A 15,478-nucleotide genomic window follows, 5' to 3' on the forward strand; every position below is an offset into this window, starting at 1 on the left:
GACCTTTGAACTTGGAACTTCGACCTTTGAACTCGGAACTTCGACCTTTGAACTCGAAACTTCGACCTTTGAACTCGAAACTTCGACCTTTGAACTCGGAACTCCGACCTCAGAACTCGGAACTTCAACCTCAGAACTTCAATCTTACAATTCCAATGCCCAATGCCCAATGCCCAATGCCCAATTCCCAATTCCCTATCGCTTCAATTGAAAAGCAAGGTCAAGATCATCTAAAGAATTAACATCTAACCAGTTACCGCGAATATAAAGTACCTTGATTGGTTTTCCTTGCTCGATTAAATAATTGCATAATTCCGGCAAACCCAAACTGTTAAATTCCGGCCGTTTTTGCAACTCATTAAGTGCTTCACTCACCCACTCTCTACCTTGACTCCGCAAGCGCAACATCCCAATCCAGCGTCCGCTAGACTTTCCTAATTGCGTTTGTCTTGTTTTAGAAATGTTCAACAAGTTAACATCCTGTCCAAACAGAGAAAGATCATCTGGAATCGAACAATAGGCATAATCAGGTGAACCGCTAACAGATTTGCTGTTCTCGACAGAATCAACAACAGCCACAATTTCTCCAGGACATTCCAATAAATCCCGCAAGATGTAGCTTCTAAAGAGTAAATCGCCGTAAAGCACCAGCATCTCTTCGCCGAAGCTACTTTGAGCTACGGCTAAGGATGCTAATTCTCCCGTTGTTTCATAATCTGGGTTGCGGATGACTTTAGCGCCCACAACATCTATAGTTTCTGCTTTGTAACCTGCGACAACTGTAATATCGTTGATGGCAAGTTTCTTAAATTTGTCTACCAACAACCTGAGTAGGGGTTTACCTCCGAGGGGTAACATTACTTTTGGTTTATCTTGCGTCAATGTTGCTAACTCTTGGCCTCTGCTAGCAGCCAAAACGATCGCTTGGATATCATGTCGTCCGTTGTTAAAGTAGCGTTTTTCAGCTTCTATGAGTTCATCCGCGCCTTGTAGCCGGAAAATTTCTTTTACCGGCGCAATATCATCTTCAATGTTGATTAAAGTTTCGCTGGCTTTTACTTCGTGTGCGATCGCTTGCATACTAGCAACAGCAGCTCGAATCAGATGGTTTGCCCAAATGACCAAATTCACTTCAGCTTTGCGAAAGACATCAGTAGCCGTGCTGTAATATTTAGTTGGTATAATCACTAACGGCGAACGACCCGCCCACTCTTTAGCAAAAGCTAATACTTGGTCAGGACGCGATGATTTACTGTGAATCAGGATGGCGGTTGCTCCGGCGGCGTGGTAAGCTTCAGCTCGGCGCATTGCCTCCGAAAGATCCCACCCGGCAATCAAAGCTTCTAGTCGGGCGACGATGCAAAAATCTGGGTCTGTCTGACTATCTTTGCCTGCCTTAATTTTGCCGCAAAATTCATCAATATCAGCCAAAGCTTGGCGACTACCGTTGATGAAGCTATTGGTTTTGGGAAAAAGCTTATCTTCAATACAGACTCCAGCAATACCTCGCTGTTCTAACTTCTTAACTAGACGACGCATATTGTTAAAATTGCCATAACCCGTATCCCCGTCTAACAAAATGGGGATACTGGTGACATCAGACATAAACTCAAGCATTTCTACAATTTGAGTCCAACTGGCTTCATTATTATCTCGAACGCCATATTGAGCCGAAAGGGCTAATCCACTCGCCCAAATTCCTTTAAATCCAGCCTCTTCCACAATGCGGGCGCTAATCCCATTGTGAGCTTCCATGATGAAGTCGAGTTGAGGCGATTCTAGTAATACCCGCAATTGGGCACACTTATTTAATTTTGCAGCGGTATCAATGGGTGCAAATATTTGATGCATCTATTCTGCTTTTCTCAACCTAATATAATATTGCGGTTCTCAATTACATGGAATACAGACCTAACCCCCAGCCCCTTCCCTACAAGGGAAGGGGGGTAAGATTCAAAGCCTCTCTTCTAAAAGGAGAGAGGTTTGGAGAGAGGTCAAACTGTAATGTATCCAAACCAAAACCACTATAAATAAAGATATTTTCAGACATTTTCTGCGACTTCTATCTGAGGTAAAATCTCGTTTTGGGCACGTTGAATATCCTGGGGAAAATCGATTTCGAGCCAAGGTAATCCAGTGATGTCTTCATAGCCAAATGTTTCTGGAGTTTCTAACAGCAGATCCCGAATTACTTCTTCATAAGGTTCATTATCCAATCCGTCTGTAACATACTTTTCTGTATGAGTAGCAAGACGGTGAGCGACAGCATTTCCAAAACGAAAGAATCCCACTGACTCGCCGGCAAAATCATAAGTCAAACCAAGAGCTACTTGTTTGCGAAACTCCACTAGATAATTATCTCTGACACAAAGCTTCACGGGTTCATCTCCTGGTTCAAAATCCCGATCCAGCAAGAAGCTGTTGGGGATATTTGTCTTTACCAGTCGTTCGATGATGCGGCGATCGCACAACACGTCTGCATCCATTAATAGTATGTCATCGCCAGTAGCTAAATGTTGACGTAAAGTCCAAAGGCTGATTACACTACCTTTAGTATAGTCAGGATTATAAACTGTACTGACCCAATTTTCGGCTCCTAATACTTTGATTGCATCCTGAATTCTTTCAGCTTGATAACCCACAGCAATAACTACCTCGTCAATCTGGTAATGACGGAGATAGTTCAAATGGCGCTCTAATAGAGATTTGCCGTTAAATTTCAATAAGCATTTGGGTTGGATTTGCCCGTCTTTACCTAAGCGTCGTCCAACGCCAGCAGCCAATATAATTGCCTTCATCGTCAAGTCACCAACAGAGCTACGACACCAGTAAATTTGGAAATTTTCCCAGTATTTTATAATGACTGTATTTTGCTCAATTGAACATATATTAACTAATTCTTAACATGGAAGAAACAGTAACTCTGTATCGCCCTACTGGGCCAAAAGAGCTAGAACTGGTTAAACAAAGCGACTACACCAAATGGCCGCCGAGACTACCTGAACAGCCAATTTTTTACCCCGTTACAAACGAGCAGTATGCCCAGGAAATTGCTACTAAATGGAATATTAGGGACAGTGGCGTAGGTTATGTTACACGTTTTGAGGTTAAGAAAGTTTTGATGGATAAGTATGAAGTTCATCAAGTTGGGGCTTCATATCATACAGAATGGTGGATTCCAGCCGAAGATCTGGAAGAGTTAAACAGCAATATTGTGGGTAAAATCGAGGTAATTGGAGAATATAGGTAGAAGGCTGAAGGCAAGTACTAGTTACCTTAACTGTTTTGTTTTGCCCAATGCCCCGTTAGACTAGTTTGATTCAGACTGCGGAAGTGCCCGAAATTGCCAAATTACCCACACAGCAAAAGCTGGTGCCCCAATTGTAGCTGCCATTAGTAACGGCTCTAGTCCATTCAGTAAGGTAACTATGGGAAACAAATACAACACGTCTTCAATGTCAAACCCGGCGAAATTTGGTTGACGGCTGGCGTGTTTACCTAAACGCTGTTCCATTTGGTTTCGTAAATGAAATATACAAGCAACAGACACGCCAGATACTATCCCCATCAGCAACGCCCACCAACCAAATTTTCCCTCCCTAAGACCATATCCAATACACACAAACCAAAGAATATGGATGATGGCATCACTAGCTAGATCATACTGATGTCCCCATTTGCTGGTTTTGCCACTTAAACGAGCTAATTCACCATCCGTGTGATCTAGAAAGTTAGATAAAGCAAACAACCATGCCCCAATGTTAGCCCAAATGACATCGCCAACTGCGATCGCAATGGCAGCCGCCAACCCAGTTACAAGTCGCACTGTGGTGAGATGATTGGGATTTACCCAACTGTCTTTTAGAGGTCGAACTAGCCAGTAAGCAAGTTGAGCATCCCAAGGCTTTTTGGTCATAGATGAACTTGAATGTTATGTGGTCTTTGAATATGTATAACACTGACAACTACCACATCTGTCTCAAGATATAGATTTTTATTTTAACTGGTCGCGGAAGTTACCAGATAGGAAGGCAATAGGCAATAGGCAATAGGAAACAAGCCTCTTCAAGTTGTACTGAATTTTTTCACGCAATCAAATATGAGTCCTCTAGATGTTTGTCTTTTGTAAAAAATATGGCGTCAAAATGTTAACCTAAGTAGGAAACGCTCTGTTTTCGATATTGTAGAAGTTTCGCAAACTCAAATTGCCAATTGAATAAGGATGAGCTTCTAGGGTTCCGATCGCATCGAGTATGTGATGGCTGGTCCAAGAGAAGCAGCCGACTCTGAGCGAGTTGGTCACACGGCGGGAAAAAAGCCCGGGAGAGCCAGACAGGATGACTGTATTGGTAATCTCCTGGGCTTTGTTATTTGAGTCAGTAGTTTCTTTCTCCAATTTCAGAGGTTGAGCCTTTGGCAATTCCTCAACTGATCATCCAACCGTAACAGGAGGATTTTATGGTGCAAGCATCTATTCTGCCGAATCTGGGGGCAATTGATCCGAGCCTAATTTTACTCGATGAAAAGCTGCCTGGTGGTGCGTATTGGCATTACGTGATCAAACGGGGAAATATCTTGCGTGTGACTGATTTGGAGGGATCTCAAGGTGTTTCGATGATTTGCTACAACGCGGATAGCCCAATTGAGCGGCTGAATGTGGCAGATACCGCCAAGATTCAATTCAACGCCTTCCTCAAAAAGGGGATGGTAATTTACTCTGATATGGGGCGCATTCTATTCTCCATCACAGAGGATACCTCCGGTCATCACGATCTAATCTGTGGTTGCAGCAATACTGCCAGCAACACTGCAAAATATGGCGAAGGGTCTTACAACAAATATGGCGAAAGCGACTATAACAACTCCCGGAACAATTTTCTCAAAGCCTTGGGCAAGCGTGGTTTAACTCGCAAAGACTTAATGCCTAACCTGAATTTATTTAGCCGAGTGGCAGTGCATCCGAATGGTGATTTGGAATATGTCGCAGGCGATGAGAAACCGGGCAGTTTTATTGATTTGCGGGCGGAAATGAATGTGTTGGTGATTATTTCTAACTGTCCCCATGTACTGCATCCCGATACAGTATATAAGCCTCAGCCAATTCAGCTTACCGTTTGGAAATCTTCTGCACCAGCACCCGATGATCTGTGCCGCACTGCAAATGAAGAGGTGATTCGTGGTTTTATTAACACTGATGCTTTATTTGCTCAGGAGTAGTTTGTAGGTTATAGCATTTTGGATTTTAGATTTTGGATTGGGAATTGCCTTTTGTGTCTGTGTTCTGTAAATCCATCCATCGCATTCTTTTTTGAAATCTGTTTCTTTGCATCTGAAAAATAGAAGAGGAGTCACATGATGGTCGCAACATTACCTATTGAACTCGATCCAGCAAAAGCAATTTATGATGAAGAGTTGTCTGCCCGTCAGCCCTGGTCTAGGATTATCAAAAAAGGGCAAATTTTGCGGATTATCGATCTACTAGGCAATCAAGCTGTTGATACATTGTTTTACAACGCTGATGATACCTCAGAACGATATAGCGCTCCTGATACCATTGTCCGTCAAGGCAACATTTTCATCACTACAGGCACTCAGTTGATTTCCAACGAAGGAAACGTGATGATGACCGTCATCCATGATCAGTGTGGCAAACACGATACGTTGGGTGGGGCGTGTAGTATGGAAAGCAACTCAGTGCGCTATGGGCTGCACAAGAAGCATTTACACGCTTGTGTCGAGAATTACTTGCTGGAACTGAGCAAGTATGAAATGAACAAACGCGATCTCGTTAGCAATGTGAACTTCTACATGAATGTTCCCGTTAGCGAAGACGGCACATTGGAAATTGTCGATGGTATTTCAGAAGCCGGGAAGATTATCGATTTACGGGCAGAGATGGATGTGATGGTGTTGATTTCTAACTGTCCGCAAATCAACAACCCGTGCAATGCTTACAATCCCACACCAATCAGGTTGATTGTTTGGGACGCAGTTTTGTAGGATGCATTAACCTGCGGCGTAACGTACCCGACAAAACTTAATTACGAATTACGAATTACGAATTATCTTAGCGCTCATGTTCAACAAAGTTTTGATTGCCAATCGGGGTGAAATTGCTTGCCGGATTATTCGCACCCTCGATCGCATCGGTATTGCCTCGGTTGCAGTCTATTCCCAAGCTGATGCCCACGCTGCCCATGTTGCAGCCGCTGGGGAAGCTGTCTGTGTTGGAGATGCGGCCGCCGCGCAAAGTTATCTGCGGATTGAGGCGATTTTGGCAGCAGCACAGGCGACTGGTGCTGAGGCGATTCATCCCGGTTATGGCTTTTTAAGCGAGAATGTCGCCTTTGCCGAAGCTTGCGCGGAAGCAGGAATTGTGTTTATTGGGCCCACACCCGAACAACTGCGGCAATTTGGACTGAAACATGAAGCAAGAGCGATCGCACAAACGGCTGGAGTGCCACTTGTCCCCGGTAGTTTGTTGCTAGACAATTTGCAGGAAGTCAAACAGGCAGCGGCAGAAATTGGCTATCCTGTGATGATCAAAAGTACGGCCGGGGGTGGTGGCATTGGAATGCAGTTGTGCCGGAGTGAAGACACTGTGGCAGATTTGTTGGAAAATGTGCAGCGCTTGAGTCGGAATAACTTTAGTCAGAGTGGAGTATTTTTAGAAAAATACATCGAACGGGCGCGACACATTGAAGTGCAAATCTTTGGTGATGGACAAGGGAACGTAGTTGCCCTTGGTGAACGCGATTGTTCAACACAACGGCGCAATCAAAAAGTGATTGAAGAAGCTCCGGCACCGAATATTAGTAATACTCTTCGACAGCGCTTGTATGACTCTGCCGTTAAACTCTGTCAGGGGATTCGCTATCAATCGGCTGGTACGGTTGAGTTTATCTACGATGTGGATAGCCAACAGTTTTACTTCTTAGAGGTAAATACCCGCTTACAGGTGGAACATGGCGTCACAGAAGCTATTACAGGTGTGGATTTAGTCGAGTGGATGGTGCGTCAAGCTCAGGGCGAGTCGCTGGGGTTGGCATCATACCAATATCAACCGCAAGGACATGCGATTCAGGTGCGGGTTTATGCCGAAGATCCGCATAAAAATTTTCAGCCGAGTTCGGGTGAGTTAACTCAAGTGCAGTTTGCGGATGGCATTCGTTGCGATACCTGGATTGCCACTGGCACAAAAGTTTCGCCGTTTTACGATCCATTGTTGGCGAAGATAATTGTGCATGGAGAATCAAGAGCAGATGCGATCGCAATTCTCCAAACTTCCCTGGCTCAATCTCGCATCGATGGCATTGAAACTAACCTGGAATACTTACGCCAAATTATTACTGATTCGACGTTTATTCAGGGCAACATTACCACGAAATTTACCAATAGCTTTACCTATCGCCCGAATACAATTGATGTGCTAGTTCCAGGCACGATGACCACTATTCAAGATTATCCGGGACGGGTGGGCTACTGGAATGTTGGTGTGCCGCCTTCTGGGCCAATGGATTCTTTGGCGTTTCGGTTGGGCAACCAGATTTTAGGCAATCCAGAATCGGCCGCTGGGTTGGAGTGTACCTTATCTGGCCCCGCTTTGCGATTCAATAGCGATACGGTGATTTGCCTCACGGGAGCGCAGATGAAAGCTACCTTAGATAAACAGCCAATTCCCTATTGGAAGGCAGTTTTGGTAAAAGCCGGAAGTACTCTACGGTTAGGCAGCATTCAGGGCAATGGTTTCCGCACATATATTAATGTACAAGGTGGGTTTGATGTACCCGATTATTTAGGCAGTAAAGCAACCTTTACTCTGGGCCGATTTGGTGGACATGGCGGCAGAGAGTTACAGGTGGGCGATGTCCTCAAATTGCATCCCTCCACATCTCAAGAACCGCAATCTATTGCTCCCGAATTGATTCCCACCTACTCAAATCATTGGGAAATTGGAGTTTTGTATGGCCCTCATGGTGCGCCGGATTTCTTTACGAATGAAGACATCGAGATTTTTTTCAGTACTCATTGGGAAGTGCATTACAACTCGGCGCGAACCGGAATTCGGTTGATTGGGCCAAAACCGACTTGGGCGCGACAAGATGGTGGTGAAGCGGGGTTACATCCTTCCAATATTCACGATAATGCTTATGCCGTTGGGACAGTCGATTTCACCGGAGATATGCCGATTATCCTGGGTTTGGATGGGCCGAGTTTGGGCGGTTTTGTCTGTCCTGCTGCGATCGCCCAAGCAGAACTCTGGAAAATCGGGCAACTCAAACCGGGGAATACAATTCAATTCCGTCGCCTCACTTTTAACCAAGCATTGCATCAAGAATTGCAGTCGGATCGGCAAATTCAATTAGGGACTGGGGATTGGGGACTAGGGACTGGGTATCAGGAAGATAGGTCTGTGGATTCAGATCCCAACCAAATCATAAAAGAATTTCCTGCTCAATCCCCAATTCTGGCAGAAATTCCCGCAACCGATGACCAAATTGCCGTCATCTACCGTCAAGCGAGTGATAAATACTTGTTGATTGAATACGGAGATTTGGTGCTGGATTTGAAGTTGCGTTTTCGGGTGCATGAGTTAATGGTTTATTTGCAAACCAACCCCATTGATGGGATTTTGGAATTAACGCCGGGAATGCGATCGCTACAAATTCACTACGATAGCCGTGTCATTTCCCAATCAAATTTAGTTACCGCATTACAAAATATCGAATCTCATCTCCCGGATATTTCAAATTTAGAAGTGCCAACCCGGATTCTACATCTACCGTTGTCCTGGGATGATGAATCTACTCAACTAGCCATTGAAAAATATATGCAATCGGTGCGAAAAGATGCACCGTGGTGTCCTAGCAATATTGAATTTATTCGGCGGATTAATGGACTGGGAAGCATTGCAGAAGTCAAAGAAATTCTCTTTAATGCCAGTTACTTGGTGATGGGCTTGGGTGATGTTTATCTCGGTGCGCCAGTAGCAGTCCCCCTCGATCCCCGTCATCGTCTCGTCACCACAAAATACAATCCCGCCCGGACTTGGACTCCTGAAAATGCAGTCGGCATCGGTGGTGCATATCTCTGCGTTTATGGTATGGAGGGGCCGGGTGGTTATCAGTTTGTCGGACGCACTGTGCAGATGTGGAATCGCTACAAACAAACCGCAGATTTTCAAGATGGCAAACCCTGGCTGTTGCGATTCTTCGATCAAATTCGATTTTATCCAGTTTCTCACGAGGAGTTAATGCGCCACCGAGAGGATTTTATTGAAGGTAAATTCAAACTCAAGATTGAAGAAACCACATTTAAATTCGGTGATTATCAACAGTTTTTACAAGAAATTGCCCAAGAGGCAACGATATGCCAAACCCGCCAGCGAATTGCCTTTCGAGAAGAACGCGATCGCTGGACAGCCACAGCCGAGGAAGAAAGCACCCTCGTCGCAGCCGATATTCCACCAGCAATTGCAACAACTATTCCTGATGATTGCTATGCCCTAAGCGCCCCAACGACGGCAAACGTTTGGCAGGTGTTAATCAAACCAGGCGATCGCATTACGGAAGACACGGGTGTAATTGTGTTGGAAGCAATGAAACAGGAAATGACTCTGTTACCGGACGATCCCGGAACGGTGGTAGAAGTCCTCTGTGAACCAGGGCAACTCGTCACAGCCGGACAGATATTAGCGATCGTCCGAGGAGAAGGATTATGACAGACTTGTTCAGCCTGGATATTGCATCGCTGCTTACAGCTTATCGAACGGCTCAATTGCAACCAACAGATGTCATTGAGTCAGTTTATCGCCGGATTGCCGCACGGGGAAACGATGCCGTCTGGATTCATCTATTACCACAAGCAAAAGCGATCGCTCAAGCTCAATTCCTCGCTGGCAGGAATCTCGATGATTTGCCTCTTTACGGCATCCCTTTCGCTGTGAAAGATAATATAGATGTGGCAAAAATACCTACAACCGCCGCCTGTCCAGCCTACAGCTACATCCCAGACAAAACGGCAACAGTAGTTGATCGCTTACTCCAAGCTGGGGCAATTTTGATTGGCAAAACCAATCTCGATCAGTTTGCCACAGGGTTAGTCGGAGTGCGATCGCCATTCGGTGCATGTAGCAGTGTTTTCCATGACGATTATATTTCCGGTGGCTCTAGTTCTGGTTCCGCCGTGGCAGTCGCAGCGGGGCTGGTGAGTTTTTCACTAGGCACTGATACAGCTGGTTCTGGACGAGTCCCTGCGGCATTTAACAACATTGTCGGACTCAAGCCTACCAGAGGTGTATTAAGTACATCCGGGGTTGTGCCTGCCTGTCGTTCCCTCGATTGCGTTTCCATTTTTACATTGAATTGCCAAGATGCTGCGATCGTCTGGCAAGTCGCCAGTGGCTTTGATGCCACCGATAGTTATTCTCGCCAAATTCCAGCACAAACCGCAGCAATTCCATCATCATTTTCCTTTGGAGTACCCAAGGCTGATCAATTGAAATTCTTCGGTGATGCAGCCGCAGCAGATTTGTATGAACAAGGATTACAGCGGTTAAAGGCGATCGGCGGGAATCTTGTGGAAATTGATTTTCAGCCTTTCCAGCAAGCTGCTGATTTGCTCTACTCTGGTGCCTGGGTGGCAGAAAGACTTGCTGCTATTCAACCGTTCTTTGAAACTCAAGCTGATGCCATGCATCCCGTTGTCCGCCAAATCATTAGCAATGGTTTACGCTACACGGCGGTGGATACTTTCAAAGGTTTCTATGCTCTTGAAGCCCTGAAGCAAGAAGCTGCACAGCAGTGGCAAAAAGTCAATATTTTGGCGTTGCCTACTACGGGCACTATCTACACCAAAGCAGAAGTAGAAGCTGATGCGATCGCTCTCAACACCAACCTGGGCTATTACACCAATTTCGTTAACTTGATGGACTTGTGTGCGATCGCCCTTCCTGCTGGCTTTCGTGCCAATGGTTTGCCCGCTGGCATTACCTTAATTGGACAAGGGTTTCAAGACGCGGCACTGTGTCAATTGGGTGCCCGCTATCACCATCAGATGGGCGGTATTTATGGCAAAACAACTTCTGTGAGGATTTCCCCATGACAATATCCACTAATACGATTACTCTTGCTGTTGTTGGCGCTCATCTGTGCGGGCAACCCTTGAACTATCAGCTGCAAGAGCGCCATGCCACCTTAGTAAAAACCTGCAAAACCGCTCCCACCTATCGCTTCTACGCCCTTGCCAATACCCAACCTGCCAAACCTGGATTAGTGAAAGTTCTCGATGGTTCTGGGGTAGGCATTGAAGTAGAACTTTGGCGCCTGAGTGCAGAAGGCTTTGGTACTTTTGTCGCCGCAGTACCGCCACCCCTAGTAATTGGCACTTTAGACTTGGAAGATGGTTCCTCAGTCAAGGGATTTTTGTGTGAACCATATATCATTCCCGATGCACAGGACATTTCCCAGTATGGCGGTTGGCGCAATTATCTTGCTGTACTGTGACAAATTAACAAGAGAGGCAGGGGGCAGAAGGCAGTATTTACTACATTTTTTAGTTTTACAATTACGTATACACAGAATAATAAGAAGTGTCCGTGATGCTTATCAGTAAAGGGAGATAGACACCAGATTGCTATCAACTACTTATTCAAATTTTTGGCATTTTGGCACAATAGTAGATAGTATTTAGGATATTGTATTGAACGTAGCTAAATTTCGTAATTTTCGTAACAGTTGTTCACTGAGCAACTTGACTACAAGTGCTTGCTTTTATTTATTGTTCATCATGTACAGAAATTCTCAACTAGTGAGAAATTTGCAGCAAAAATAAGATCAACACAATAAAAAAACAATCTTCCTGGCTAATCTTCTAAAATAGGCTTCAAATTTGTCTACACATTCGTTTTAAAAGAAATAAAATAATAATAATGGCTTTGAAAGTAATCCTAATTGCAAATAAATTAAAAATTATTTGAAATACAGTCATCAACTTTATTATGGAACATATTTCTCAACTAACAGCCGAAATCAGAGACAAAGCTGCATACCCAGATATCCTAGTCATATCCCGGTTATTTCTGCCGAAAGAAGCTGTAATTGGGGAATATATCTACAATCGCTGTCTCCAAGATCCAGAGCGAGTTATTGTGCTGGCGGCTAGTTGCTCAGGAGACAAAGTATTTGATGAAGGTCAACAATTTCCTGTATATCGTTGGTCTTATCCTAGATACTGGCATAGTGGCTGTGTGGGAAATATCCTAAAGCCTTTCCTCAATATAGTTTGCTCATTTGTCCTAGCAATTAAACTCTATTTTCGCTATCACTACCGTTATATAGAGTGGGGCCACGGCTATGATTTTCCTTCACTGTTGCTATTGAGCTATTTTTTACCTATTCGCTTTTTTATCTATCTGCACGGCAATGATTTTCTTTGTACTTTACACAATCCCGTGCTGCGATCGCTATTCAAATTAACACTCAAACGCGCCGAAGGTATTGTTTGTAACAGTTCTTATACACGAGATTACCTCAGAACTGCTTTACGAATAAATACTCCTACCCATGTTATCAACCCAATAATTAGACCAGAAAAATTTGGTAATAATGTAGCGAATCCCAGTAGCCTTGATGATTTACGTGTTCGCGTGCGTCAAACGTACAACATTCCCGAATCAGCAATAGTTATTCTCTCCATCGGCAGACTAGTAAAACATAAAGGTTTCGACCGAGTAATTGATAACATCCCACTATTGCTAACTTTTGGAGTCGATGTCCACTATATAATCTGCGGTCAAGGGCCAAGTGAATCTGAACTGAAATCTCTGGTGCATCGTTTGCGGGTAGATAAGTTCGTTCACTTTGCCGGATATGTTCCAGAGCCAGAATTAGCAGGCTATTATGCAGCTTGCGACATCTTTGCCATGCTAACTTTGTTGGATACTAAACCTAATAATATGGAAGGTTTTGGTGTCGTCTATTTAGAAGCAAGTTACTTCGGTAAGCCTGTAATTGCTCCTCGTTTAGGCGGTGTTCTAGACACAGTTCAGCATGAGGAAAATGGTATTCTGGTTAATCCCAATTCTGGTTATGAAGTGTTTCAAGCTTTCAATCGGTTATGCAAAGACCAGCAACTACGTGAGCAACTCGGCCGCAAAGGTAAAGAATTAGCCAAGCGTAGAACCCTTCATCGATCGCTGTATAAATCAGAGGCAAAAAATGCGATTTTGTGAAATGAATTAATGCCTCACCTCACAAACTTTCCTAGAATTGAATTTAACTGCTGACCAAATTTTTCAAATTTATCAGCAGATTTAATACAAGAGATATAAAACTATAAATAAAATTAATAACTTGTTGTATCTGTATCAAAGTTACAATGTAGTAAAATAACACTCACTACGGTTCAGATATATGCACTAAATTTAAATTAAATCATGAAAATCAAAAAAATTATTGCTGGTTTATGCGTAGGTTTAATGTTAATTGTTTCCTTTCCTAAGCCCGTAAAAGCTGAACCAATTACTATTTTGGGAATTCTTAAGATTATTGGCTTCATGATTACAGTAGGTGGGTTTTGGGTTGCTATCCAACAAGCTACCCTAGCAGAACATAATTCTGCTACTGACTCTCTTCTAAAACATTTAGAAGGTAATGCTGAGTTTCCTGTAAACGGTTATTGTGTAAGCCCTGACATCAAAAATGGAACAATAAAAAAAGGCTGGTTCGTTGCTATTGATGACAAAAAATACTTATATCCCCTAGTTAAATCTGAATTTTGTAAAGTAGGTGGTCTATCTCAAAATAAAAATGGTAAATATATTATTGGTGTTTTTACCAGTGAGTATCATGCTAAAAATTTTGCTAAAGTAGTCAAATATAGAACAGACAACGAAATTAATGTATATGTCAGCACAAAACCAGTAGAATTTTAATTTAGGAACTTCTGAAAAAGATACATTCTTCATAATGGTAATTAACCCAAGTTATTTATAAATTAAAAATAAAATTGTTTTAATTGTAGTAATTGTAGGGTGTGTTAGGCGCTTATTTAGAGCATATTTGTCACGAAAAATGTGAAATGAGCGCCTAACGCACCATCTTTTTAGTGGTGCGTTACGGTTAAGCGCCTAACGTAGGCTACTTAAGATTTACTGCTACAGCCATTAAGATGTTGCAAAAATTTTTGTTAGTAAAACAACAAATATTTCCGGAAATGAGCAAGATTGCGGTGTAGGATCTCGCTTGTGATTCTATTAATCTGCAATGAAAAATATCTTGTTTGGCATATCGCAATTCCTTTGGCGTACTCACCGATCGCAATCTCTTATTTTTACAGTTATTGGATGTCTTGCTGTATCGAGTGTGATTACCTTTGGGAAAATGCATGTTCTAGCTCAACCTGCTTCCACTTCATCTGAACGTCCCGCTGTGAAAGCGCCAAATTTGGGGCGACACTTTCAAGAATTTGGGCGTGAAGGCTCAATCTTGATTTACGACTCAAAAAATAACCGCACCTACGAACACAATCCTCAACGTAATGCAACTGCGATCGCACCAGCTTCGACATTCAAAATTTTTAACGCATTGGTGGCGCTAGAAACAGGTGTAGTTCCTGATGATGTGGCAGTTCTCACTTGGGATGGAATTCACCGAGAAATTGATGCCTGGAATCATGATACGAATTTGCGTCAAGCTTTTAAGGATTCAACTGTTTGGTTCTATCAAGTGCTGGCACGTAGAATTGGATATGAACGGATGCAGGAATTTATTAACAAAGTAGGCTACGGGAACCGTCAAATTGGTACCGCCGCAGACATTGATCGTTTTTGGTTACAAAAGCCATTGCAAATTACACCCAAAGAGCAAATTAAGTTTTTGCAACGGTTGTATCAAGGCGATTTACCTTTCTCGCAACGGACAATAAATCTTGTCAAAGACATTATGGTACGTGAACAAACTCCAGACTACACACTGCGAGGAAAAACGGGATGGTTAACAAGTACTAAACCAAATGTTGGTTGGTTCGTGGGTTATTTAGAGCAAAACAAAAACGTTTACTTTTTCGCCACAACCCTTGATATGCAAAAACCAGAAGATGCACCAGTCCGCATCGAGATTACACGACACAGCCTTAAGGATTTGGGTTTACTGACTCAAATCAACTAACCACCCCCGACAATAGTTACTACTTCTAAGCGATCGCTTGGTTGCACTTTTGTTTCCGGCCAAAACTGGCGGTGTAAAATTTCGCCGTTATACTCTACAGCCACCAAACGGGGGTTAAAACCCAATTGTTGGAGTAAGTCGGGTAAAGAAATTTCAAACGAACAGCTATGGGTTTCCCCATTTACCTGAATCGTAATCTCATTAGACATAAATATGTGGGGAGTGGGGAGTGGGGAATGGGGACTGGGGAATGGGGAATGGGGAATGAGGAGTTTTTCTAATGACCAATGACCAATGACCAATGACAAATG

13 protein-coding genes and 1 riboswitch are annotated in these 15,478 nt (G+C 43.5%); of the genes, 9 read left to right on the forward strand and 4 right to left on the reverse strand.

What is annotated here, in order from left to right; translation table 11 throughout:
- Nucleotides 1-195: 195 nt before the first annotated feature.
- Together aepX and HUN01_RS29225 are read right to left on the reverse strand one after the other, a co-directional pair.
- Complete coding sequence (aepX, locus tag HUN01_RS29220; protein ID WP_181929103.1) at nt 196-1,851, reverse strand: phosphoenolpyruvate mutase; 1,656 nt, start codon at nt 1,849-1,851, stop codon at nt 196-198.
- 191 nt (nt 1,852-2,042) lie between these two features.
- Complete coding sequence (locus HUN01_RS29225) at nt 2,043-2,798, reverse strand: phosphocholine cytidylyltransferase family protein (protein WP_181929104.1); 756 nt, start codon at nt 2,796-2,798, stop codon at nt 2,043-2,045.
- A 107-nt stretch (nt 2,799-2,905) separates the two neighbouring features.
- Between HUN01_RS29225 and HUN01_RS29230 the strand changes: the two genes are divergently transcribed.
- Nucleotides 2,906-3,250, forward strand: a complete 345-nt coding sequence (locus HUN01_RS29230) for a hypothetical protein (protein ID WP_181929105.1) — start codon at nt 2,906-2,908, stop codon at nt 3,248-3,250.
- Nucleotides 3,251-3,310: 60 nt separating this feature from the next.
- Here HUN01_RS29230 and HUN01_RS29235 read toward each other — a convergent pair whose 3' ends face one another.
- Nucleotides 3,311-3,916 (reverse strand): CDP-alcohol phosphatidyltransferase family protein, encoded by a 606-nt coding sequence (locus tag HUN01_RS29235; protein ID WP_181929106.1) that lies wholly within the window; start codon nt 3,914-3,916, stop codon nt 3,311-3,313.
- A gap of 303 nt (nt 3,917-4,219) precedes the next feature.
- A riboswitch (guanidine-I (ykkC/yxkD leader) is annotated at nt 4,220-4,328 on the forward strand.
- A 130-nt stretch (nt 4,329-4,458) separates the two neighbouring features.
- Here HUN01_RS29235 and HUN01_RS29240 point away from each other — a divergent pair.
- The 8 genes from HUN01_RS29240 (at nt 4,459) to blaOXA (ending at nt 15,167) form a co-directional block, all read left to right on the forward strand.
- Nucleotides 4,459-5,217, forward strand: a complete 759-nt coding sequence (locus HUN01_RS29240; RefSeq protein ID WP_181929107.1) for an urea amidolyase associated protein UAAP1 — start codon at nt 4,459-4,461, stop codon at nt 5,215-5,217.
- Between the two features lie 135 nt (nt 5,218-5,352).
- Nucleotides 5,353-6,000 (forward strand): urea amidolyase associated protein UAAP2, encoded by a 648-nt coding sequence (locus HUN01_RS29245; protein ID WP_203219507.1) that lies wholly within the window; start codon nt 5,353-5,355, stop codon nt 5,998-6,000.
- A gap of 76 nt (nt 6,001-6,076) precedes the next feature.
- A complete protein-coding gene (gene uca, locus HUN01_RS29250; protein ID WP_181929108.1) occupies nt 6,077-9,721 on the forward strand; it encodes an urea carboxylase in 3,645 nt (1,214 codons plus the stop codon).
- Entirely contained in the window at nt 9,718-11,103 is a 1,386-nt protein-coding gene (gene atzF, locus HUN01_RS29255) for an allophanate hydrolase (protein WP_203219508.1), read from the forward strand. Before uca ends, atzF begins: the two co-directional genes overlap by 4 nt.
- A complete protein-coding gene (locus HUN01_RS34980; protein WP_203219509.1) occupies nt 11,100-11,504 on the forward strand; it encodes an allophanate hydrolase-related protein in 405 nt (134 codons plus the stop codon). Before atzF ends, HUN01_RS34980 begins: the two co-directional genes overlap by 4 nt.
- 494 nt (nt 11,505-11,998) lie before the next feature.
- Nucleotides 11,999-13,231, forward strand: coding sequence for a glycosyltransferase family 4 protein (locus HUN01_RS29260; RefSeq protein ID WP_181929109.1), 1,233 nt, complete (start codon nt 11,999-12,001; stop codon nt 13,229-13,231).
- A 204-nt stretch (nt 13,232-13,435) separates the two neighbouring features.
- Nucleotides 13,436-13,933, forward strand: coding sequence for a hypothetical protein (locus tag HUN01_RS29265; protein ID WP_181929110.1), 498 nt, complete (start codon nt 13,436-13,438; stop codon nt 13,931-13,933).
- Nucleotides 13,934-14,264: 331 nt separating this feature from the next.
- Nucleotides 14,265-15,167, forward strand: a complete 903-nt coding sequence (gene blaOXA, locus HUN01_RS29270) for a class D beta-lactamase (RefSeq protein WP_203219510.1) — start codon at nt 14,265-14,267, stop codon at nt 15,165-15,167.
- Here the strand turns inward: blaOXA and thiS are convergent.
- The gene (gene thiS, locus HUN01_RS29275) at nt 15,164-15,376 is read right to left on the reverse strand and encodes a sulfur carrier protein ThiS (protein ID WP_181929111.1); all 213 of its coding nucleotides are present in this window, start codon (nt 15,374-15,376) and stop codon (nt 15,164-15,166) included. The genes blaOXA and thiS overlap by 4 nt on opposite strands.
- Nucleotides 15,377-15,478 lie beyond the last annotated feature (102 nt).

The sequence above is a fragment of the Nostoc edaphicum CCNP1411 genome (genome assembly GCF_014023275.1).
GTDB lineage: Bacteria > Cyanobacteriota > Cyanobacteriia > Cyanobacteriales > Nostocaceae > Nostoc > Nostoc edaphicum_A.